Here is a 21,793-nt window from a genome sequence, read left to right as displayed (position 1 = left end):
CGCGTTCACCGCCACGTACGCGAATTCCGAACCGTTCATTTGCTGCTCGGAAATGTACAGCATTCCGGGCGAGGAGGAGTCGGCAATGCCCATCAGTCCGAATCAGGGTTCCACCGGAGGCGGCACCGCCGTCACGATCACAGGGACGCAGCTGAGCGGTACCACCGCGGTCCGCTTCGGGAACAAACTGGCCACCGGAGTCACCAACGTGTCTCCTACGGAGGTCACCGCCGTCTCGCCGTCCGGCAGCGGGTCGGTCGGGGTGACGGTGACCACCCCGGGGGGAACGAGCAATCCGGTGCCGTTCTACTACGTCGGGGCCCCGTTCAAGCAGACCATCAGCCCGACCGGCGGCTCGACTGCGGGGGGCGATACCGTCACCATCAACGGCACGGGTCTCTCCAGCGCCACCAACGTCGCTTTCGGCGCCAACAACGCCGCGCCGACGGTGGTGTCGGACAGTCAGCTCACAGTCGTCGCTCCGGCGGGTGCCGCGGGACCGGTCGGCGTCACCGTCACCACCGCCGGCGGAGTCAACAACGGCCTCTCGTACACCTATGTCGCCGATCCCACGGTCACGACGCTCACTCCGGCGTCCGGCCCGACCTCGGGCGGTACGGCTGTGACCATCGCAGGCACCAGCCTCACCACCACGGACTCCGTCACCTTCGGCGGGACACCGGCTCCGTTCACCGTGCTCTCGGACACGTCCGTTTCCGCGGTGACGCCACCCGGAGCGGCCGGTGCGGTGGACGTCGTCGTCACCAACGACGCAGGGAGTGACACGGCGACCGGCGCCTTCACCTACATCGCGGGTCCCGGCATCTGAGACGGGAAAAGGTCCCGTCGTTCAGCGCCCGAGGCGGGGCGGTGAACGACGGGACCGGGCGCTGCCGCACGTCCCGTCCGCATGGCATTTCCGGCCCTCCAGCCAGTTGAGCCGGGGTGGTGCGCAGCCGGACCGGTGTCGCCGCTCCTGTGCAATACCGGCGGCCGAAACCGCCCGGAGAGAAGTCTCTTCCACATCCGGGCGCGGGCGAATGCCACGAACCATTGGAGACGAAGTGAACGACCGCGATCGCGGAGAGACGCCGGCGTCCGTTTCTGCCCTTGCCGCTGCGCCCACTCTCGGTTCTGTTGTGCCGGCCGGCGGCCCCCCGGCGGGCAACAACACGGTCACCCTCACGGGCACCGGCTTCACGGGAGTCACCGCCGTCAACTTCGGCAGCCGTGCTTCGCCCGGGTTCACGGTCAATTCCCTCACGAAGATCACCGCGTTGGCGCCCGCCGGAACCGGAACAGTATTGGTGACCGTGCGGGCCGGCACGTCGACGAGCAACGCGGTCAACTACACCTACGCGGCACTCCCCACGCTCTCCGGCGTCTCGCCCGAACAGGGTCCGGTCTCGGGAGGCACCACTGTCACGCTCACCGGCACGGGTCTCACGGGTGCGACAGCAGTGAACTTCGGTACGGCGCCTGCGCAGTTCACTGTCGTGTCAGCCACGCAGATCACCGCCGTCACACCTGCGGGGACGGGCGCCGTCCCCGTGACCGTCACCACTTCCGGTGGAACATCCGGCGCCGTCTACTTCTTCTACGCCGTGCCTCCGACGCTCAGCAAGGTCTTCCCAGGCCGGGGCCCGACCTCGGGGGGAACGACCGTCGTTCTCACCGGCGCCGGACTCACCGGCGCGACAGCGGTCAGTTTCGGCGGGACCCCCGCGGGCTTCACGGTCGACTCCTCGACCCAGATCACCGCTGTGACTCCGGTGCGGCCGGCCGGTTCGGCTCCGGTCACCGTCACGACTGCCGGAGGCGTCAGCAACCCCGCTGCCTACACCTATGTTCCGCCGCCCGTCCTCTCCGCGCTGACGCCCCTGCAGGGCCCGATCAGCTCCGGCGCCGTCGTCACCCTCACCGGAAGCGGACTGACCACCACGTCCGCGGTCCGATTCGGCGCCGTGCTCGCCCCGTTCACCGTCGAGTCGGACACCAGCGTGGCGGCGGTGGCACCGGCGGGTCCGGCCGGCACCGTCCCGGTCAGCGTCACCACCGCCGGCGGGACCAGCGCCGCCCTCTCCTATACGCGCGTGCCGCCGCCGATGCTCTAGCGGAAACCGTGTCCCTGCTGCTCGCGCGAGCCGTTCTCGCTTCCGGCCCCTCGTTCGGTCTGCGTGGTGCTGTGCCCGGCAGAAGCGTCTTCTCGAAGTGCCGTGTTCCGTACGGTCGTTGACGTGCCGGAGTCGTCTCCGGGACGGCAGGTGGGCCTGCCCCACGCGGATCTGCCCCCGGCCGTTCTCCTCATTCAGGTGAGCTCCCTAGCCCATGTGGAGCGACGCCACCCGTTCCTCCGTGGATTTCCGGGGCGACCACGTAGAAAGACCGGCGAAGCCAGTCGACCATCGGCTGCCCGCAGCGGCCGACAAGGAGGAAATGTGGAACGGCGACGAGTACGGACAAACTGGTGGGGGAGTGTCGTCACGGCGCTGGTCGCCGTCGTGGCGTTCGCCACCCCCGCAGCCGCCCAGGAGCCCTCTACCACAACGGTGCAGGCAGTGCCCGCGAGCGTCGCGGTGGGCGCTCCGGTGGAACTGGTGGCCACCGTGTCGTGTCCCAACGACCCGAGCGGAGGCCTGGGAGTCACCTTCTTCGACGGAGGGGAGATCCTGGCAACCGTGCCGGTCGGTGCGGACAACACCGCGACGCACACAGCCACCTTCGACACCGCCGGCACCCGGACCATCACCGCGGCGTACAACGGCAACGGCGAATGCTTCGCCTCGAACGACACGACGACCGTCACGGTCTCCGAGTCGCCCACGCCCCCCACGCCTCCGCTGGCTCCCTGCGCGTGTGGCGGCGTGTACAACATCAACATTCACACCGAGTAACGGACTTCGGCACTCGGGCGTCCCCGGCGCCGCGTTCACCGGCGTGGACGCGACCGGTCCGCCGAGCTCGTCCGCCCCCCTTGGCCAGGGGTGTCGCCGCCTCCGGGCGACGACGCCCCTGGCCGCTCTCGTTCGCAGGCCCTGTCACACACTCCACGCTTGAGCGACGTTCCCTGTCATGTGCGTCCACCGCGGCGGGACCCTGCGTGACGCGGTCGGCCGGTCGCCGGTCACCGGGCTGTCGTGGATGAGCGCTGCTGCCGGCCGGCAGCAGCGCCTGCGGTGCGGCGCAGGCGGGCGCGCAGTGCGCGTCTGCTCGCCCAGATGTGGGCGAGTGCCCCGGCGAGCAGCAGGGTGCTGGTGGCCGCGTGCGCAGTGTGTTCAGGGGGGAGTCCCGCCCAGCGCATCACCCCGGATGCCGTCATGAGGATCGCGGCGAGGAAGAAGAGTACGTACGCGGACCGCCGGCTCCACCGGTGCCGTCGCGTACGGCGGTCCCCGCGGAACAGTTGCGCGATCCGGCCCCGACGGGTCCACAGATGAAGCAGGATCAGGGCGACCAGCGCGAACCCCGTCGCCAGATGCGCCCATGCCACCGGCACCAGCATCCAGCAGGCCACGAGCATGACCAGTACGGGGACGTCCGTGGTCAGCGCCGGGGGCAGGTCACGGACCCGGGCGACGGGCCGGGAGAGGGCCCGGTTGGTCTCATGCATGCGTCAGAAAGCCTCACAAACCGCTGAGTCGAACGTACCGCCGCGAGCGAAGTCCGCCGGACGCGGCGTCCGGCCGCGGCGAGCGCGCGGCGGGCCCGCTCGCCACGACCCTTGCGTACATGTTCACTTGAGGATGGCAGGTCCCCTCCGCCGAGGGCATCGAGCGCTGCGCACAGGCAGTCCGACGAGGGGACCGGCGTACCCGGCCCGGACGGAACGCCCCGCAGCACCACCCGGAATCGGGCGGTCATGCGCGGTGACGGCCTCGGAATCTCCGTGCCACGCGGAGCAGGCGAAGGCACGACCGGTCAGGTGACGTCGTCGCCGGAGTCCTCGATGAGGCCTTCCCGCAGGGCGAGGGCCACAGCGAGCGTCCGGTTGGGGCAGTTGAGTTTGGCGATGACGTTGGCGACATGTCGCTTCGCTCCGTGCTGCGAGATGTGCAGCGATCTCGCGATCTGCTTGTTGCTCAGCCCCTTCGACAGCAGGTTCAGAGTCTCGCTCTCACGGGGCGTCAGAGAGTAGGAGCGTTCCGTCCGGTGCGGCGCCCCCTCCCGCAACTGCCCGAGCAGCCAGCGCGACAGCGAGGCAGGAAGCGGCATCTCGCCGCTCGTCAGCCGGGTCAGTGATTCGCCGAGCGACTCGACCGTCAGGTCCGCGGCGAGGAGGAATCCGTCAGCCGGAACCTCGGAGGCCAGCGCCAGTTGCTGCTCCTCGGGTCCCTCCAGCAGCGACAGCAGTTTGGTCCCCTGTTCCTGGCAGGTCAGCGCCAGATCCCGGATGTCGTCGGTGGCGGCCCCACGGCAGATGAGCACATCGGGGTGTGCGAGTCCCAGCCGCCGCCGCGCCGTCTCGACGTCTCCGAAGACGCGTACGTTCTCCACGAGCGCCAGGTCGCTCATCATGGTTTCCAGCCCGCACCTGACCATCTCGTGCGGATGCACCACGAACACGCGCAGCCCCGCAGGGTCGGCGGCGCTCCGCTCGCCGGTCTCGCCGGGTGCCTGAACGCCGGCCGATCTCACTCGCGGTCTCGAAGCCGACAGGGGGCTCGTGTGCGTGTACCTCTGATTGCCGGTGTCAGGCATTCGGACTCCCCTTGGATTCCGTTTCCAGGTCAGCGCGTCGCGGGTCGACGGGTTCCGAACGCGACTTCGTACAGCGGGTCTGCCTATTCACGTGGAGGATGGAATCTTGCTGCCCGAAGCCGGCCTCGATCGTGGGTCATCGTACGACAGCTGAGCCAGCAGAGGTATCGTTTTCACAGGCAAATGATCCGTGCATTTGCTTTCCCTGCCGAGTAACTGCACATCATCGGTGCCGTACGTACGGTTTCAGCGGCCGAGGGTAATAGGAGGGTGACAAGAATTCAGTAAAGAGGAAGTCAACTGGCTTAGGGTTTCGGCCAGTTGCGGGGCGAGATTTCGCCACGAATTCATCCTGCAAACCGATGGAGTCGCCGAGTGAATACGCCCGAAGCGGGGCTGGAGGAGCCGGGTGTGCAGAAGATGTCACACGGCGTACTTATGCAGAACAAATTGCAAAGGCGACGAATGAGTGACCCGCTGGGAATGTCGAATTTGCCCACATCATTCCAGCACCCTGCCCCGAAAGTATATACCTGGCTCGGCCCAGAATGCGAATTCCGTAGTTCCCGGCCGGGATCCGAATTGGTGAGCGTGTGTTCGTGCTGTTCAGCGTCGGGTCGTCGCCTGATGGAATTCGTCGGGTTCCCGGAGGCACGAGCCGTGGCACGGCAGCCGAGGCCGCCGTACGGCGACAGAGGGGCTACGGGTCCTCACCCACGGGTGCGGGGGCGGGCCCGAGGACCTGCGTACACCTCCGGGCGGACCGGGTCGCGACGGCTCGGGGGCGACGCTGCTCAGGTCCCGGCCGGCGCCGCCTCGGGCGCGAGCCTTCGCTCACGGACGAAGGCCAGGGTCAGGCAGGCGCCGAACAGGTAGGCGGAGCCGCTCACTGCGAGTCCGCGGCGGATGCCGTCGGCGAAGGCCCGGTCGATCGTCTCTCCGCGTTCGCCGCCCTCCGAGCTGCCCACGCCGAGGTTGCTTTCGACGGCGGCGTCGACGAGCTGTTCCGCCGCTGCCGGTGACACGTCGAGTTGGGCCGCCCGTTCCGTCAGAGAAGCCGAGAAGCCCATGGTGACCACAGCACCCACGACAGCGATACCGAGCACGTTCCCCACCTGCTGGCTCGCGATGGACGTCGCGGAGGCGATGCCCGCCTTGGCCTGGTCCACGCTCGCCATCAGGGCCGCGTTGGTGGGGGTCACCGTCATGCCGACTCCAGCCCCCAGCGGCGGCAGCGCCGGCCACCACTGCGCATAGGGCGTCGCGGCTCCCGCTGTGGCGAGAGCCAGCAGGGCGACCCCCGCCATCACGAGCCCGCAGGTCATCGGGAGGGCGGGACCGTACCGTCCCGCCAGCCGTCCCGCCACCGGAGCGGCCGCGGCTGCCGGCAGGAGCAGCGGGAGCATGCGCAGTCCCGCCTCCGCCGGTGTGTACTCCTGCACCTGCTGGAGGAAGAGCGAGAGGAACAGGAACGAGCTGAGCAGGCCGAAGGCGACGGCGAACAGGATGCCGTTGCAGGCGGCGAAGCGCCTGTTGCGGAACAGCGCCAGGGGGACCATCGGCTGGGCGGCACGCTTCTCCGCGACGAGGAACAGCACCAGGGCCACGGCCGCGATGCCGAGCAGCGTGGCGATCCGGGGCGAGGACCAGCCCTGGTGCTCCGCCTCGATCAGCGCGTAGGTCACGCAGCCGAGCCAGCAGATGCCCAGCACCTGCCCGGGCATGTCCAGGGCCCGTCGCGTCACCGGCGTCTCGGGCAGGGCCCGGTACGCGACCAGCAACGCGGCAAGACCGACGGGCCCGTTGATCAGGAAGATGCTGGGCCAGCCGAAACCGTCCACCAGGAGGCCGCCGAGCAGGGGGCCGAGAGGCAGAGCCAGTGCCGAGACACCCGCCCAGACGCCTATGGCGCGGGCCCGTTCCCTCGGTCCGGAGAAGAGCTGGGTGAGGACGGCGAGTGTGGTCGGCACGAACAGGGCGGCCCCCAGGCCCTGAACCACCCTGCCCAGGACCAGCGCCTCCAGGGACTGGGCCGCCGCGCAGAGCAGGGATCCGGCGGTGAAGACCGACAGGCCGGACAGGAACATCCGCTTGCGCCCGAACCGGTCACCGAGTGAGCCTCCGGTGAGGAGCAGGCACGCGAACGCCAGCACGTATGCGCCGACGACCCACTGGAGACCCGAGACGCCCGCGTCGAGGTCCCTGCGGATGCTCTGCATCGCGAGGTTGACCACTGTGCTGTCGAGCATCGACATGAACTGGGCCGCACAGAGCGCCGCGAGCGCCCAGGTCCGTCCGGTGCCGTGCGCAAGTCCCAATGTCTCTCCGTGAAGTGATGATGCGGTGGCCGAGTTCGACGACCCGCGCGAACGACCGTACTCACGAGGCGGCGGAGCGACAGTTGCGAAAGACCGGACCGAACCGGGTGCCCGATCGGTCACGCCGTCGGGGCCCAGGTGACATCGCACTGTGGCCAAGAAGAAGAGACACCCTCGGCGGCTACGGGACACCACGGCGTTCCGCCGTAGATTTCCGCGAACGGGGGGCGTGCCGCAGGCGGTACACGCAAGAGACCTCGAACCACGGCCCTCGGCCCAAGAAGACGGACGGAGGAGCGCATGTCACGCTCTCACGTGGTCGATTCGCTCACAGCGACGGATTTCCTTCACAAGCACCTCGAACCCGGTCTGCCCGTCGTGGTCAGGGGAACTCTGAACGGCTGGAGAGTTCCTCCTCCCTGGGGGCTGACATGGCTCAAGGAGCGTTTCGGCGACTGCGAAGTGCCGCTGTTCGACACGCTGTTCGCGATGGAGGAGCTCGTCACCTTCGGCGACTACGTGGACACCCACACCGGCATGGACACCGGCCTGGACGAGAACACCTCGATACCGCCCTATCTGCGCTGGTTCACCCAGCAGAGCAAGGATCAGATGATCACAGCCGACGAGGCGTTCGAAGAACTGGCCGACTACTGGGCCGTGCCGTCGTGGCTGCCTCAGGGCGACTATGTCTTTCCGCCCGCTTCCGGACAGTTGGACGCCACCAGGGACTCCTTTCCCGCGAGGGGCATGTTCGTCTGCGGCACGGGGGGACGCACCCGCCTGCACGTCGATCCGTGGGCCAGCGACGCCTGCCTCTGCCAGGTGACCGGCGACAAACGCTTCATCATGTTCCCGCCGGAGGCAGGTGAGTTCCTCACCGACGGGAACGGCGGCACGGTGGATCTCGACGAGCCGGACGGCACCAGGTTCCCCGAGTGGCGACGGGCAGTCCCCGCTCTCGACGAGGTTCTCTCGCCGGGCGACGCCATCTTCATCCCCCAGGGCTGGTACCACACGGCCATCGCGCTCACGGACAGCGTCTCCCTCACGTGGAACTTCACCCACCGCGTCCACGAGGAGCGCTTCGGGGCGTACCTGAGTTCCGGCGGCGAAGCCGACCCGGTGGTCGCCTACTTCATGTCGAACGACGAGAGGCCGTGACCAGACCCTCCTCGTGGAGCGGGGAGGCACTTCGTGCGCCCCGCTCCACGAAGACGGGGTGGGGCTCGGAGGACGCCGCCAGCAGCGCCTCGACCGTTTGCCGGTCCAGCTTTCCGTGACTCGCGACGAACCTCCGCACCGAGGAGAACGGCATCGTCGGGGCGGAGGCCAACGGCGACCAGGCGGCGAGGACTTCCGCCGGTGCTTCGAGAGAGACCGGCCGGCGGTCCCGCAGCAGCGCGTCCAGCGCGGGCAGCTCCGTGCGCGTGAGCGCGAGGAACGGCACCGCGTGCACGAGGTTCCCCAGCACCGTCGCGCACGCGTGGGCGTGTGCGAAGTCGAAGTGCGCAGCGTCGGTGCCGCGTCCCTGCCGGGCACGGCGCATGGTCAACTGATCGGCCCGCGCCCGGAGTTCGGAGGCGCCGAGCCGCCGCAGCCCACGGCTGCCGGGGTCGTACGTCAGGACTTCCCCGGGACCCGACGGGGCGCCCTGCCGCTCCTCGTCCCCGCCGGGCGGAAGAGGCGGCGCCCACCTCTCCGTCGCCTCGTCGACCGCTTCGAGGGTGAAGACCCTGCCGCAGCGGCGCCGCACCACTTCCTCCGCCCCGTCGAGCCGCACCACACCCGCGACGTCCAGCAGCAGGTGAGGGCGTTCCAGCGTGCCGAGGCAGTCGAGGAGCCGGTCCTTCCCCAGCTGCAGGGACAGCAGTGCCGGCACCGCGCCGACGCGCAGGGCGGCGTACAACAGCGCCTGAAGGTCGGCGTGGTTGCGCTTGATCACCGCGACGACGCTCCCGGGCCGCACGCCGGCCGCCCGCAGGCTGCCGGCGTGCCGGGCGACCGCCCGCGCGAAGCCCGCCACGGAGTCGACGAGGGACCGTCCGGCTCGCCAGCGGGCGTCGCAGCCGAACTCCAGTCCGCCGTGGGACTCCGCCGCCAGGTCCGGGATGCGGCTCAGGGGTGCGGAACGCAGGGTGTGCACCTCCTTCCCGCCTGCTGCACGTCCTCGCTCACTCACGGCGCCCCGCGGGACGGCGGTGCCGGGACCTGAGACGGGCCCTGGCGAACGCCTCGTCGACGGTGTCCTGTTCGGGCCGTGCCCCGGACAGGAAATCGGAGAGGCGCCGGATCGTGGAGTGCTCGAACATGGTCATCAGCGGGAACTCCCGGTCCAGCGCCGTCTGAAGTGCCCGGTGGATGCGCACGAGGGCGACGGAATCGGCCCCCATGTCGAAGAACCGGTCGCGGACCGTCGCCGCCTTCGTCCTCAGTTCGGCACGGAAGACCGAGAGGATCACGGACTCGGTCTCGTTCTCCGCTCCGCCGTCGTCCTGGCCGGCCTCGTCGTCCCCGGCGGTTTCGGATCCGGCCTCCTCGGCGAGCCGCCGCAACGCGGCGCGGTCGAGCTTGCCCCGGGTAGTGAGAGGGAGCTCGGGCACTTCGACGTAGGTGGCGGGAACCATGTAGCCGGGCAGCGAGGCGGCCAGGCTTCGGGGCAGCACGTCGGCCAACTTCCCCTGGGCGGAGGTGTTTCGGCTGTCCTCGTCCTCCTCGGCGAGCACACCTCCGAGCAGACCGTGCACGACGTCCGCGGACGGACCCAGCTCCAGCGCGGCGTGCAGTGCGTCCGTGCCGTGGAAGTAGCCGACCTGGCAGAGCCCGATGCCGTGTTCGGGCGCGGCGTTGTCCAGGAGCTGGGTCATCAGGCCCGCTTCGAGCAGGCAGAAGTCCCGGGCCCGCTTTCCGTACAGCGGCTCGACGGCGTCGAGCTGCGCGACGAGGAAGACCGCGAAGGCGGCGTCGCGGTGCGTCTCCTGGTTGTCGGGCGCGTGGATTCCGGGGTCGAGCGACGCTCCCCGCCGGACCTCGACCAGCCGGTGACCGTCGGGGTCGTGGTAGTAGGTGCCTCCGGCAAGCCCTTCGACCCGGCCCTCTGCGACGTACACGTAGGTCTGGACGGGGTACAGGGCGCCGGCCGAGGCGTACCGGCAGCGGGGCAGCACTCCGCCGTCCGCCGCCTCCGTGCGCAGGGGTTCCAGGAGCCTTCCGAGCGCGGCGAGCGGCAGCGGCCCGGTGCCGTACGTGCGGCGGCTCCTGCGGGGCGGTGCGCCGGGCCGCGCAGCACGCGCCGGGAACGGGGGAGCGGTGGTCAGCGGGTGTGCGCCTCCGGCCAGGTCCTTGCGCAGGCCGGGCCGCCGCGCTTTGAACTCCAGCCGCTCGATCGGATCGGTCAGCACCTCGCCGAGGGCCTCGTCGTACACGTCGTGCCTGCCGGAGACCGGCTCCGCGGCCCTCTCCGCGGCCCTCTCCGCGTCCTTGCTCTCCTCGGCGGCGCGCCCCGAGCCGGCGGGGACGTACACGGCCGCGAGGCGCCTGCTCTCGTGGCTCTCGCCCACGGGGACGACAGCCGCCTCGCGGACGCCGCCGTGGCGCAGCAGTGCGGCTTCGACCTCGCCGAGTTCGATGCGGTGGCCGCGGATCTTCACCTGGAAGTCTTCCCGCCCGAGAATCTCGATCTCGCCGTCGGGGAGCCGGCGTCCGAGGTCGCCCGACCGGTACAGCCGGCGTCCGGACGCGGGGTCGGTCACGAAGGACTCCGCCGTGCGTTCCGGGTCCCGCCAGTAGCCGTCGGCCAGTCCGCTGCCGCCGATGTACATCTCGCCGGGGACCCACACGGGGCACGTCTCCATGCGGTCGTTGAGGATGTCGATGGTGTGGTTGCGCATGGGACGGCCGTAGGGGATGGAGACGCGGTCGGCGTCGGCGTCGGTCACCTCGTGGGCGACGCACCAGATCGCGGTCTCGGTCGGGCCGCCGGAGGCGACCACACGTGCCTGCGGCGCGATCGACCGTACGCGGCCGGGCAGGTCGACGGGGATCCAGTCGCCCGAGAACCAGACGAGGCGCAGTGCCTCCAGGCCGGGGTGGGCGGCACCACTCCACACCTCCGGTACGCCGATGTGCTCGACCAGCATCCGCATCAGCGCGGGCACGGAGTTCCATACGGTGACGCGGTGTTCGGCCATCAGCTCCAGCCAGTGCCCCGGGTCCTTGAGGGCTCCCGGGTCCGGCAGCACCAGGGCGCCGCCGCTGCGCAGCGTGGCGAACAGGTCGCCGACGGAGAGGTCGAAGCTGAGCGCGGAGAGACCGAGTGCCCGGTCGTCGGCGGTGAGCGCGCAGCGGTCGGCGAAGTCCGCGACGGTGTTGAGCACCGAACGGTGGGACTGGGCGACGCCCTTGGGTTCGCCGGTGGAACCGGAGGTGTAGAGGACGTAGGCGAGATCGTCCGGGTTCTGGACGGTGGCGAGCGGGGAGTCGTCGCCGGTCTCCCGGGCGTCACCGGACTCCGTGTCGCCCGTCCCGTCGGGGCCGACGGGCACCTCCGTCACGTCCGCGGGCCGTGTGAGCCCCGAACCGCCCGCGGGGGTCAGGACGAGCCGGGCGCCGGAGTGCCTGAGGAGCCGGTCCTGCCGTTCCTGCGGCAGGTCGGGGTCGAGCGGCGTATAGGCGGCACCGGAGAGGTGCACCGCGAGCACCGCGGTGATCTGCTCGACGCACTTGGGCAGGGAGACGGCCACGATGCTGCCGGGGACCGCGCCGAGCCGGCGGAGACGGCGTCCCAGGCGGCAGGCGTGCCGGTACATGTCGCCGTACGTGAGCGAGCCGCCGGAGGCGATGACGGCGACGCGGTCGGGGTGGTTCCGGGCCTGTTCGACGATGGCGGTGCAGAGCAGCTCGTCGGGCGATTCGCCGGCGGTGTCGTTGGCCTCGTCCGTCAACTGCCGCTGTGCGGGCGGGAGCAGGTTCGTCCCGTCCGGTCCCCATGCCTCCTCGCCGTCCGAGAGGGCGTGGAGGAGACGGTCGTAGGCGCCGAACATGTCGTCCATGACGCCCGGGGGGAACATCGCCTCGACCGCGTCCCACTTGTACGAGAGGGCGCCCTTGTCCTCGTAGACCTGGTGGTCGAGGAGGACCTGCGGTGTCTGCGAGACCGCGCACACCGTCTCGCCCAGCCAGTCCGCGCCCAGTTCGCCCTGCTGGAAGTCCTGGTCGCGGCCCTGTTCGCGGGCGCTGGCGAAGACGATGCCCGCGTAGGAGCCGGCCGGGACACCGTGCCGCCGGGTGATCTCACGCATCACCTCGACCCCGCTGAAGAAGCGGTGGTCCAGGTCCCGCCACAGCTGCTGCTGGATGCGCTGGGCGAGGGCGAGGAAACCGTCGCCGGGCCGCAGGTCGACCTCGAGCAGCGTCACCGAGGTGAAGTCGCCGACGATACGGTCGATGTCCGGGTGCAGCGGGTGCCGGTTGAACAGCGGGACGTCGATCGTGAAGTGGCCGCTGCGGCTCCAGGTCCCCAGAACGGCCGCGTAGGCGGCGAGTTGGACGGCGGACGGTGTGATGCCGTGCGCCGCTGCCCGCTCCTTCACCCGGCTCCAGGAGTCCGCGTCCAGCCTGCTGAGGCGGCGCCTGCGTTCCGGCCGGGTGTCCTCGGGCAGGGCGCTGCTGAGGAGCGGGAGTTGCGGGTTGGGCGGCAGCGTCTCGATCCGGTCGAGCCAGTACGCCTTCGACCGCTCGTAGGCGTCGGTGTCCCGCAGCCCCTGTGCGGCGATGACGTAGTCGCGGAACGACACCCCGAGAGGCGGGAGTTGCGCTTCCGGGTCGGTGTAGAGGTCGCCCAGTTCGAGGAAGAACAGGCGGACGCTCGCGACGTCCGCCACGAGCAGGTCCAGACTCACGTGGACGCGGGCCCGGGTCCCGCCGGGGTCACCGGTCCGCGTGACGCGGACGTCGAACATCGGCCAGTGGTCCAACGGCAGGACCTGATGGCCCAGTTCGTCCCGGAGCTTGTCCAGATGGGCGTCGAGGACGGACCGTTCGGAGCCCCGGTGGTCGTAGACCGTGACGGGTACCTCGTCCACCTCGGGCAGGATGCGCTGGCGTCCGTCCGCGGAGATCACCGCCCGGAGCATCTCCTGCCGCTCGACCAGGGCGTTCAGTGCGCGGCGCAGCCGCTCCGGGTCCAGGTCCGGGCAGTCGTACTCCGTGTAGAGGTGGATCGACGAGCCGCCCAGGTCGTAAGCGCTGCTGCGGCCGACGAGATAGCCGTGCTGGATCTCGGTCAGGGGGAAGGGCTCGTGCCGGTTCGCCGGATCGGCCACCACCTCGGGCCACGCGATGCTCTGCGGGCTGTCGCCCTGCAGCCCGCGAAGGAGGCGCGTCACCACGTCCGTCACACTGCCGCGCACGAAGTCGGCCATGGGCAGCGACACATCGAAGTCGCGGCCGAGGGCGTAGCGCAGCTCCACGATGCGCAGCGACTCCAGGCCGAGCGCGATGAGGGGCGTGTCCGGGGGCAGGTCGTCCTGGGGGATGCCGAGGGCCTCGGCGATGCGGCGGCGCACCTCGGCCGTCACCACTTGGCCGCGCAGTTCACCGGGGAGGGCGAGAGCCATGTCCCGCAGCGGCGCCGCCGCTGCCTGCTCCGTCCCGGCGTCCTGCGGGGCGGAGGCGGACCGGGCGCGTGCGACGTCGGTGTGCAGGGCGTCGATCTCGCCGTCGAGGTAGGACTGCCGGCAGGTGGTGCGGCGGATCTTGCCGCTGCCGGTCATCGGTATCCCGTCGGGTTTCACGAACACCACGGTGTGCGGCTCGACTTCCTCGTCCGCGGCGACGGCCGTACGGACGCGGGCGCCGAGCGCGGCGAGGTCCAGATCGCCGTCGGCGTCCTGGACCGACTGGACGACTACCAGGCGCTCGCCCTCCTCCGCGTCGACGGAGAACGCGGCGCCGGGTGCGGTCGCCAGGGCCGGGTGCGCCCGGCGAGCGGCAGCCTCGACGTCCTGGGGGTGGATGTTGCGCCCCCGCACGATGATGAGCTCCTTGAGCCGGCCGCACACCACGATCTCGTCGTCGTGCCGGAAGGCGAGATCGCCGGAGCGCAGGAAGGGCCCCGTACCGTCGTGGAGGTGGCCTGCGAAGGTCTCCTCCGTCTGCTCGGGACGCTGCCAGTAGCCCTGGTTGACCACGTCTCCGGCTATCCAGATCTCGCCGACCTCGTCGGAGCCGCATTCGCGGCGCGTGGCGGGGTCGACGATCAGCATGCGGACCCGTGGATGAGCGGGGCCGCAGCCGACGAGCTGGGCGGCGCGCGCTCCGGTGCCGTTCTCCGGGAGGCGGGCGCGCCCCTGTTCCAGCTCCGCGGCGTCCACCTTGAGGGTGAGCGGGTTCGCGCTGCGGCGGCCGCTGACGCCGAGGGTCGCCTCGGTGAGCCCGTATCCCGGGAACCACGCCTCCTGCCGGAAGCCGTGCGGGGCGAAGGTCCGGGTGAACGCTTCGATGGTGCGGGCCTGGATGCGCTCCGCCGCGTTGAATGCGGAGTGCCAGTGCCCGAGGTCGAGCTGGTCGCGCTGCTCGGGGGACACATGCTCGACGCACCGGTCGTAGGCGAAGTTCGGGCCGCAGCTGAACACCGGTGCCGTGGCGTCGGAGATCGCCTTGAGCCACCGGAACGGCTCGGCGACGAAGTCGTCGGGTGTCAGGAGCGTGCACCGGCCGCCGATGAACTGGGACATCGTCACGGTCCCGGCGATGCCGAGCGCGTGGTAGACCGGCATCCACGTCACGACCTCCGCGCCGTCGGGCAGTTCGGCGAGGTCACGGAAGACACGGAGCTGTTCGAGCAGATTGTCCTGGGAGACCATGACGCCCTTGGGCGAACCCGTGGATCCCGAGGTGTACTGCATCAGCGCGAGGTCGGTGCCCGCGATCTCCGGCGGGGTCCACAGGTCCGCGTCGGCGCACTCGCCGTCCACCTCGATCCACGGCACGCCGCCGACGCCCGCCTCCCGCCAGGCGGTGCGCAGTTCCTCGCTCCGCTCGGCCTGGCAGACCACTGCGGCGACGCCCGCGTCCAGCCCGATCTGGACGAAGCGCTCGCCCTGGACGGTGTCGGGTGCGCCCTTGGGAGGCGCGCAGGCCACGACGCAGGCGCCCGCGTAGTAGCAGCCGAACTGACCCGCCACGAAGTCCGGTCCCGGCGGGAGCAGCAGCAGGACGCGCTTGCCCTGCGCGCCGCTCTGCTGGAGGGTCGCGGCCACCGCGCGGGCCCGGGTGTCGAGCTGGCCGCGGGTGAGGCCGGTGGCCGGCAGCTCCCGGCCGGACCGCTCGTCGAAGGCGGGGAAGCGGAAGGCAGGGGCCTCCGGCGCCTGTTCGGCCCGCACGCGGAGGATGTCGAGGAGACTCCGGGCGGAAAGCTCGGTGCCGGCCGGGATGCTGACAGTCATGACGCTGGTCCCCAATCTCGACGGTCTGGCGGCGTGCGCGCGGCAGAACGGCACGTACGCGTCCCGGCAGGATCATCCGGGTCGGCGCAGGCACAGCCCAAGCCCCGGGCGACGTGACCGAACGGGCACGGGAGACTCGCCCCGAATGCCATGCACTTCCAGGCCGCTCCCCGGCCGAGTGCCGTACCGGCCAGGCGATTTCACCTCCGGGAAGCGGCCGTCGGAGGCAGCCGGCGGCGGGACGCAAGTACGCCCGACGAGCACGCCCCGTGCCAGGCGGAGGGGACGGAGCAGCGCGCCGGCGGGGGAGCGGCGGACCGCGTGCAGCCGCGTGCCCATGTGGCCACTCGTCGCCCGAGGGGGGTGATCGGCTACGTGCCCTCGTGGTCGTTCGTGCGCGCTCATGGCGGTTGTCCGGTCTGTCGCGCCCTGGCGACCATGCGCCCGTAGAGGAGCGCTCTGAGCCCGAACGTCACCAGAGGGAGAACGCCGTGACTGTCAAACGCTGGATGTACAACGTGCTGTACCGGATCGGGGCGCCCTGGGAGGGCGGAGTCCGGGAGAACCTCGTGGAGCTGGTGAAGGAGAACCGGATCTCGCCCACCGAGCAGAAGCGCGTACTGGATCTCGGCTGCGGCAGCGGCACCTGCTCCGTGTACCTCGCGGAGCAGGGCTTCGACGACGTGACGGGCGTGGACTTCACCCCCATAGCGCTCCGCAAGGCGAGGAAGGCCGCCGTCGAAGCAGGGGTCACGGACCGCGTCCGGTTCCTGCGGGGCGATCTCACCCGGCCGTCCATCCCCGGCGTCGAGGGAACCTACGATCTGCTGCTCGACTTCGGCACTCTCGACGACCTGACCGGACAGGACCGGCTGGACATGGCCGCCAACTTCAAGCGGTTCTCCCATCCCGGATCGGTGGTCGTTCTGTGGTGCTTCTACACCGAGAGCGACGACGAGGAGCTGCCCCGGTTCCGGTTCCAGGGCGTGTCGAGGTTCCTCAGCGGCATCCGGCCGGGCGAGGAACACGAGCTGTTCGGCGACGACTTCACCATCGAGCGTCTCCCGGAACCACCGCTCGACTCGAAGATGGCGTGCTTCCTCATGGTCCGGAAGTGACCGGCGCCGCCATGTGACCCCGGGACGCGGCAGCATGCGTGCCGCCGCCGTCTCCGAAGGATCACTGATCGCCTACGGCCACTGATCATTGGGAATGCCTCGTCCCGTGCTCCGGGAGATGAGTGGGCCGAACGGACAGCAGCCTCAGGGACAGCTGTGCGAGCGGACCGATCGTCAGGGCGAAGAGGAGGGTGCCTATGCCGACCGCACCGCCGAGCAGCCATCCGGAGGTGAGCACGGTGACTTCGATTCCGGTCCGGACGAGTCGGATGGAGTGCCCGCGGGCAGCAATTCCGGTCATCAGGCCGTCGCGTGGGCCTGGACCAAGACCCGAGCCTATGCAGCAGCCGGTGCCTATGCCGGTGGCCACGATCGCCGCTACGAGATAACCGGAGCGGAACACCACCCCGTTCGGATCCGGCAGGAGATGAAGAAAGAGGTCGGCGAACGGCCCCAACGCCACGGCGTTGGTGACGGTGCCGATTCCAGGTCTTTGGCGCAGCGGGATCCACAGGAGCAAGGCCAGCGCGGCAGTGACGACCACGCATGTGCCGATCGTCAGACTGGTGCGGCGAGCAAGGCCGTGGTGCAGTACGTCCCAAGGGGCGTTACCCAGGCCGGAGTTGACCTGGAGTGCGATGCCGAGCCCGTACATGGCACAGCCGGCGAACTGCTGGCTGAACCGTCGCAGGATGAGTGTCACTGGAATCGGTCTACGTGGGCAGCTGCACGATCACGCCCTCGTGGGGGGCGAGCTGCAACGGGTCGAGCGCGGTGGAGGACTTCGGACGCGGCAGCGTGCTGTGCAGGCGCCGGCCCGCGGCGGGCAGTCCGGGCATCTGGGCAGTGGCCGGCGCTGCTGTGAGATTGAGCGCGATGATCAGTCGGTCTTCGCCGGTGCGGCGCTGAAAGGCGAAGACCCCGTCGTTTCCCGTTTCCATCGCCTGGTAGCTGCCGCCGGTCAGGGCTCGATGGCGGCGGCGGAGCGCGAGCAGGTCGCGGTAGAGGTGCAGCAGCGAGCCCGGGTCATCGCGTTGGGCCGCCACGCTGACGGTGCCGGGGGCCACGGGAGTGGGCAGCCAGGGCCGGCCGGTGGTGAACCCGCAGTGCTCCGAGTGGTCCCACTGCATGGGACTGCGCTGGGAGTCGCGGCCGTCGGGATCGAACCTGTCGGTCGCTGGAATGAACACATCGGCCATGCCGATCTCTTCGCCGTAGTACAGAAAGGGAGTGCCCCGCAGGGTGAGCAGCATCATGGCGGCCAATCGCATGCGTTCGGGGCCGTGCCCGTCGTGGTCGTACCGGCCGGCTGCCCGCGGCAGGTCGTGGTTGGACAGCGCGTAGGTCGGCCAGGCGTGCGAGGGCAGTGTGGACTCCGCGACGGCGACCGTCTCCTGGAACCGGGCCGCGGACCAGGGCTGCGACCAGAATGCGAAGTTGAAGGCAAGGTGGAGTTCGTCGCCCCTGCCGGAATACGCGGCAAGCCGCAGTGGGTCGGTGACTCCGACCTCGCCGACCATCATGCGATCCGGGTACGAGTCGAGAACGCGTCGCATGAAACGCATCACTTCGTGTATCCCGGGATGGTCGAGGTTGCGGGGGCGTACGCCGGACGGGGCCTGCGCCGCCCGGCGCAGGCCGGCCAGCGCGGGCGGGTTGTCGCGGAGTTCCGGGTCCTTCAGGATCCGGTGCGGTACGTCGACCCGGAATCCGTCCACGCCGCGATTCAGCCAGAACCGCATCACATCGGCGAAGGCGGCGCGGACCTGAGGGTTCCACCAATTGAGGTCGGGCTGGTGGCGCGTGAAGGAGTGCAGGTAGTACTGCCCGGTCAGTTCGTCGGGCGTCCACGCGGAGCCCGCGGCGGGGAAGCAGCTGAGCCAGTTGTTCGGCGGGCCCCCGTCAGGTGAGGGATCGGCCCAGATGTACCAGTCCCGGCGCATCGAACTCCGGCTCGACCGGGAGTCGGAGAACCAGGGGTGCTGATCAGAGGTGTGGTTGGGAACCAGGTCGGTGATGATCCGCAGGCCGCGGCGGTGCGCGGCGGCGAGCAGTTCGTCGAAGTCGGAGAGGGTGCCGAACACCGGATCGACGGCGCAGTGATCGCTGATGTCGTAGCCGAAGTCGGCCCCCGGCGAGGGGTGGAACGGCGACAGCCAGACGGCGTCCACGCCCAGCCCCCCGGTCATGTCGCTGAGGTGATCCAGATTCGCGGTGATCCCCGGCAGGTCACCCACGCCGTCTCCGTCGGAGTCGGCAAAGCTGCGGGGATAGATCTGATAGAAGACCGCGTCCTGCCACCAGTGCCGGCTGTCCACTTGCCTCGTCTCCGTCCTTGCGTCATGGCTGGCTCGGCGCCGGCACCCCTTCGCGAGGGATGCCTGCTCCGGGCCAGACGTTAGGCGGCTGGATCAATCGGAACCAGAGGCATCGGCCTCTGCTTGCATCGGCGGAACCTATAGATTGCGCGTATGGAGCTTCGCCAGATGCGCTACTTCCTCGCCGTTGCGGAATGCCTGCACTTCAGCCGGGCCGCCGAGCTTCTCGGCGTCTCGCAGGCGACGGTCAGTGAGCAGATACGCCGCCTGGAGGGCGAGTTGGGCTTTCCGCTTCTGACTCGCACAAGCCGGCACGTCGGCCTCACCCCGGCGGGTCACGCCTTCCAGCAGGGTTGCGAGCCGGCTCTGGAACAGCTCGACAACGCCGCGCTGACGGCCGGTGATGTCGCCGCGGGACGGCTCGGCCGCCTCAGGCTGGGAGCCGGTGGCGCCCCCCTCACCCGCCTCGTTCCAGCGATCCTTCGCTCACTGCGCAGTCAGGCGCCCGGACTGACGGTGACGGTCTCCCAGCTCAGCATCACCGCTCAACTGACAGCGCTGTGCAACGGCGGCATAGACGCCGGCTTTCTCCGCGGAGCAGAAGCCGGCGCAGGCCTGCGAGTGGAACCGTTGTTCTCCGAGAACCTCACCGCCGTACTTCCCGCCGACCATCGGCTGGCTGAGGCCGAAGCCGTACGCCTGGACCAACTCGCCGGCGAAACCTTGGTGATGTGGCCCCGCCGCGACGGGCTCGGCTTCTACGACCAGATCATCAGCCTCTGCGCACAGCGAGGCTTCCAGCCCCGCACCGTCCTCCAGGCGCCCGACACGACCACCCAGGTCGCGCTCGTGGCCGCCGGCCAGGGAATCACGATCCAGCCCAGCACCTTCAACACCCTTGGCGCAGACGTCACGATGGTCCCCATCGCACCGCCGACCCCGACGACGACGCTGCATCTCGCCTGGCGCGCTTCGGCGGACAATCCCGGTCTCAGCCGCCTGGTGGAAACCGCGCACCGGATCGCGCGGGAGCAATCCCGACCCGCGGACAGCAGCCGTCGCGGGCGGGCGTGACCATGGCGTTCCGATACCCCCTACGGCAGCTCGCCTGCCTGCAACTCCGGCCGGCCACCTGACTTCGCGGATACCTCTCGGTCAGAGGCGGGTGCGCATCTCCCAGAGTTCGGGGAAGAACCTCTCGTTGAGAGTGGAACGCAGATAGTGCACCCCGCTCGATCCGCCGGTGCCGGGTTTCGCGCCGATGATGCGCTCCACCATGTGCACGTGCCGGGAACGCCAGATGCTGAACAGTTCGTCGTGGTCCGTCAGCGCCTCGGCGACGGCGAGCAGGTCGGAGTCGGGTATCTCGACGCGGAGCAGCTCGGCGAGGTCCGGGTCCCCGTGCCTGCGCCGCAGATCGCGGAACGCGTCGCCCAGACTCGGCTCCGCCAGCCGCCTCTTCAGGGACGCGCGGTCCGCCGGACGGAGATCGCCGCGGGCGAGATGGTGCTCGTCCTTGAGGCCGGAGAGGAACTCGATCTCCCGGAACTGCACGGACTGGATGCCGCTGGCCTGGTAGAGGAAGGGCCTGAGCTTGGCGAAGCTTCCGGGACTGATGGTCTCCAGAACCTCGACCTGCCCGACGAGGACGCGCTCGACGGTCCCCACCCGGCGAAGGCAGTAGAGGGCGCGGGGGACGTCGTCGGTGAACATGCTGTCCCGCGCGCACTCCAGCTCGTCCAGGATCACCTTGAACCACAGCTCGTAGATCATGTGCGCGACGTAGAACAGGTGCTCGTCGTGGAGCTCCGTGGGCCCGGGAGGGAGAGCGAGGAGCTCGTCCAGACGGAGAAGGTCGCTGTAGCCGGGTCCCGCGTCACCGTCACCGGAGGGCGGGTGCGCCAGAGGGCAGCCGTTCACGCCTACGGTCTCGGGACCGGCGCTCGAGCTGTTCATCAGTGCTCCTTGGCTCGGGATTCCGCCTCAAGTCCGTGTCCCAGACTGGAAGTCGGCGTCATGCCGCACAACCACTTCCTAGGCGGCCGACCTACGTACCCGGATTGCCACCGCGCGCCTGTGCGGCACTGCCGCCGCGTCACCCCCGGGCCTGTGAACGCGGCTCCCGCGCGGACATGCGCCCCTCAGCCGGGACGGCCGGCCGCCCGACGGGGCCCGGCGACGGTGCCCGATCGGGCCGGGCCGACGGCCACGGCCGGAGTGCCGGACGGGCGACTCCATCGACCCCCGCTCTTGTGGCTGTCCGACGGGGCCCCTCGCGCCGGTACGAAGGACCTCTCTGAACGAGGTGCGACTCTTCCCGGCCGTCTCTGCATCCTCGCTGTGTGGCCAGACCGTCTCACCGCTTGGGGCCGACCATGCCGTACAGGACAATGCTGAAGTCGAAGATCCACCGCGCCACCGTCACGGACGCGGACCTGCACTACGTCGGGTCGCTGACCGTCGACGCCGACCTGATGCGCGCCTCCGACCTGCTGCCCGGTGAGCTCGTACAGGTCGTGGACATCGACAACGGCGCGCGGCTCGAGACGTACGTCATCGAGGGCGAGGCCGGCTCCGGCGTCATCGGGATCAACGGAGCGGCCGCCAGGCTCGTCCACACCGGCGACCTCGTGATCATCATCAGCTACGCGCAGCTCTCGGACGACGAACTGGAGAAGCACCGGCCGCAGGTGGTCTTCGTCGACGGCCGGAACCGGCGGCTCGGGACGGGGCACGACCCGGCCGAGTCCCGGCCCGGGGAGCACGTCCCGGACGGCGTCCCGGACGGCGCCGGAATCGTCTGAGCCACCCGTACGGACCGGCCGCCGTCAGGCGCGCGACCGCGGCCCGAGGACGACCTCCACCGACCCGCGAAGGGGCGTCAGCGCGCACCT

The 21,793-nt window shown here is 70.1% G+C and carries 15 protein-coding genes; 7 read left to right on the top strand and 8 right to left on the bottom strand.

The genetic code is table 11. The features are described from left to right. Window positions 1-85 precede the first annotated feature (85 nt). The 3 genes from ACFPA8_RS12075 to ACFPA8_RS12065 all read left to right on the top strand — a co-directional run bounded on the left by ACFPA8_RS12075 (window position 86) and on the right by ACFPA8_RS12065 (window position 2,894). Window positions 86-829 carry an IPT/TIG domain-containing protein gene (locus ACFPA8_RS12075; RefSeq protein ID WP_386446709.1) on the top strand — a complete coding sequence of 248 codons (744 nt, stop codon included), beginning with the start codon at window positions 86-88 and terminating at the stop codon, window positions 827-829. Window positions 830-1,040: 211 nt separating this feature from the next. Then, window positions 1,041-2,114, top strand: coding sequence for an IPT/TIG domain-containing protein (locus ACFPA8_RS12070; RefSeq protein ID WP_386446707.1), 1,074 nt, complete (start codon window positions 1,041-1,043; stop codon window positions 2,112-2,114). Between the two features lie 324 nt (window positions 2,115-2,438). Then, window positions 2,439-2,894, top strand: coding sequence for an Ig-like domain-containing protein (locus ACFPA8_RS12065; protein WP_386446704.1), 456 nt, complete (start codon window positions 2,439-2,441; stop codon window positions 2,892-2,894). Window positions 2,895-3,124: 230 nt separating this feature from the next. On the opposite strand, the gene ACFPA8_RS12060 is transcribed toward ACFPA8_RS12065, so the two are convergent. From ACFPA8_RS12060 to ACFPA8_RS12050, 3 genes are all read right to left on the bottom strand, one after another. Next, a complete protein-coding gene (locus ACFPA8_RS12060) occupies window positions 3,125-3,610 on the bottom strand; it encodes a hypothetical protein (RefSeq protein ID WP_386446701.1) in 486 nt (161 codons plus the stop codon). Window positions 3,611-3,918: 308 nt separating this feature from the next. Continuing rightward, complete coding sequence (locus ACFPA8_RS12055; protein ID WP_386446698.1) at window positions 3,919-4,635, bottom strand: response regulator transcription factor; 717 nt, start codon at window positions 4,633-4,635, stop codon at window positions 3,919-3,921. Window positions 4,636-5,492: 857 nt separating this feature from the next. Then, a complete protein-coding gene (locus tag ACFPA8_RS12050; protein ID WP_386446695.1) occupies window positions 5,493-7,016 on the bottom strand; it encodes an MFS transporter in 1,524 nt (507 codons plus the stop codon). A 300-nt stretch (window positions 7,017-7,316) separates the two neighbouring features. Here ACFPA8_RS12050 and ACFPA8_RS12045 point away from each other — a divergent pair, with 300 nt between their 5' ends. Beyond that, a complete protein-coding gene (locus tag ACFPA8_RS12045; RefSeq protein ID WP_386446692.1) occupies window positions 7,317-8,180 on the top strand; it encodes a cupin-like domain-containing protein in 864 nt (287 codons plus the stop codon). On the opposite strand, the gene ACFPA8_RS12040 is transcribed toward ACFPA8_RS12045, so the two are convergent. Continuing rightward, entirely contained in the window at window positions 8,155-9,162 is a 1,008-nt protein-coding gene (locus ACFPA8_RS12040; protein ID WP_386446689.1) for an AMP-binding protein, read from the bottom strand. The genes ACFPA8_RS12045 and ACFPA8_RS12040 overlap by 26 nt on opposite strands. A 28-nt stretch (window positions 9,163-9,190) precedes the next feature. Then, window positions 9,191-15,463, bottom strand: coding sequence for an amino acid adenylation domain-containing protein (locus ACFPA8_RS12035; RefSeq protein WP_386446686.1), 6,273 nt, complete (start codon window positions 15,461-15,463; stop codon window positions 9,191-9,193). Window positions 15,464-15,954: 491 nt separating this feature from the next. Between ACFPA8_RS12035 and ACFPA8_RS12030 the strand changes: the two genes are divergently transcribed. After that, window positions 15,955-16,581 (top strand): class I SAM-dependent methyltransferase, encoded by a 627-nt coding sequence (locus ACFPA8_RS12030; protein ID WP_386446683.1) that lies wholly within the window; start codon window positions 15,955-15,957, stop codon window positions 16,579-16,581. Between the two features lie 85 nt (window positions 16,582-16,666). Here ACFPA8_RS12030 and yczE read toward each other — a convergent pair whose 3' ends face one another. Next, window positions 16,667-17,284, bottom strand: a complete 618-nt coding sequence (gene yczE / locus ACFPA8_RS12025; protein WP_386446680.1) for a membrane protein YczE — start codon at window positions 17,282-17,284, stop codon at window positions 16,667-16,669. 10 nt (window positions 17,285-17,294) lie between these two features. Next, window positions 17,295-18,899 carry an alpha-amylase family glycosyl hydrolase gene (locus ACFPA8_RS12020; protein ID WP_386446678.1) on the bottom strand — a complete coding sequence of 535 codons (1,605 nt, stop codon included), beginning with the start codon at window positions 18,897-18,899 and terminating at the stop codon, window positions 17,295-17,297. Between the two features lie 153 nt (window positions 18,900-19,052). Here ACFPA8_RS12020 and ACFPA8_RS12015 point away from each other — a divergent pair, with 153 nt between their 5' ends. Continuing rightward, window positions 19,053-19,973 carry a LysR family transcriptional regulator gene (locus ACFPA8_RS12015; RefSeq protein WP_386446675.1) on the top strand — a complete coding sequence of 307 codons (921 nt, stop codon included), beginning with the start codon at window positions 19,053-19,055 and terminating at the stop codon, window positions 19,971-19,973. A gap of 81 nt (window positions 19,974-20,054) precedes the next feature. Here ACFPA8_RS12015 and ACFPA8_RS12010 read toward each other — a convergent pair whose 3' ends face one another. After that, on the bottom strand, window positions 20,055-20,855 hold the full coding sequence (locus tag ACFPA8_RS12010; RefSeq protein ID WP_386446672.1) for a tryptophan 2,3-dioxygenase: 801 nt from the start codon (window positions 20,853-20,855) through the stop codon (window positions 20,055-20,057). A 419-nt stretch (window positions 20,856-21,274) separates the two neighbouring features. Here ACFPA8_RS12010 and panD point away from each other — a divergent pair, with 419 nt between their 5' ends. Beyond that, window positions 21,275-21,703, top strand: a complete 429-nt coding sequence (gene panD / locus ACFPA8_RS12005; protein WP_386446669.1) for an aspartate 1-decarboxylase — start codon at window positions 21,275-21,277, stop codon at window positions 21,701-21,703. Window positions 21,704-21,793 lie beyond the last annotated feature (90 nt).

It is taken from the genome of Streptomyces ovatisporus (genome assembly GCF_042653885.1).
In the GTDB taxonomy this organism is placed as follows: Bacteria; Actinomycetota; Actinomycetes; order Streptomycetales; family Streptomycetaceae; genus Streptomyces; species Streptomyces ovatisporus.
This window is presented reverse-complemented; position numbering and strand designations above follow the sequence as displayed.

Coding starts and splice junctions, on each gene's coding strand:
- ACFPA8_RS12045 (WP_386446692.1), top strand. CDS start 7,317: ATGTCACGCTCTCACGTGGTCGATTCGCTCACAGCGACGGATTTCCTT.
- ACFPA8_RS12070 (WP_386446707.1), top strand. CDS start 1,041: ATGCCACGAACCATTGGAGACGAAGTGAACGACCGCGATCGCGGAGAG.
- panD (WP_386446669.1), top strand. CDS start 21,275: ATGCCGTACAGGACAATGCTGAAGTCGAAGATCCACCGCGCCACCGTC.
- ACFPA8_RS12010 (WP_386446672.1), bottom strand. CDS start 20,855: ATGAACAGCTCGAGCGCCGGTCCCGAGACCGTAGGCGTGAACGGCTGC.
- ACFPA8_RS12015 (WP_386446675.1), top strand. CDS start 19,053: ATGGAGCTTCGCCAGATGCGCTACTTCCTCGCCGTTGCGGAATGCCTG.
- ACFPA8_RS12060 (WP_386446701.1), bottom strand. CDS start 3,610: ATGCATGAGACCAACCGGGCCCTCTCCCGGCCCGTCGCCCGGGTCCGT.
- ACFPA8_RS12035 (WP_386446686.1), bottom strand. CDS start 15,463: ATGACTGTCAGCATCCCGGCCGGCACCGAGCTTTCCGCCCGGAGTCTC.
- ACFPA8_RS12075 (WP_386446709.1), top strand. CDS start 86: ATGCCCATCAGTCCGAATCAGGGTTCCACCGGAGGCGGCACCGCCGTC.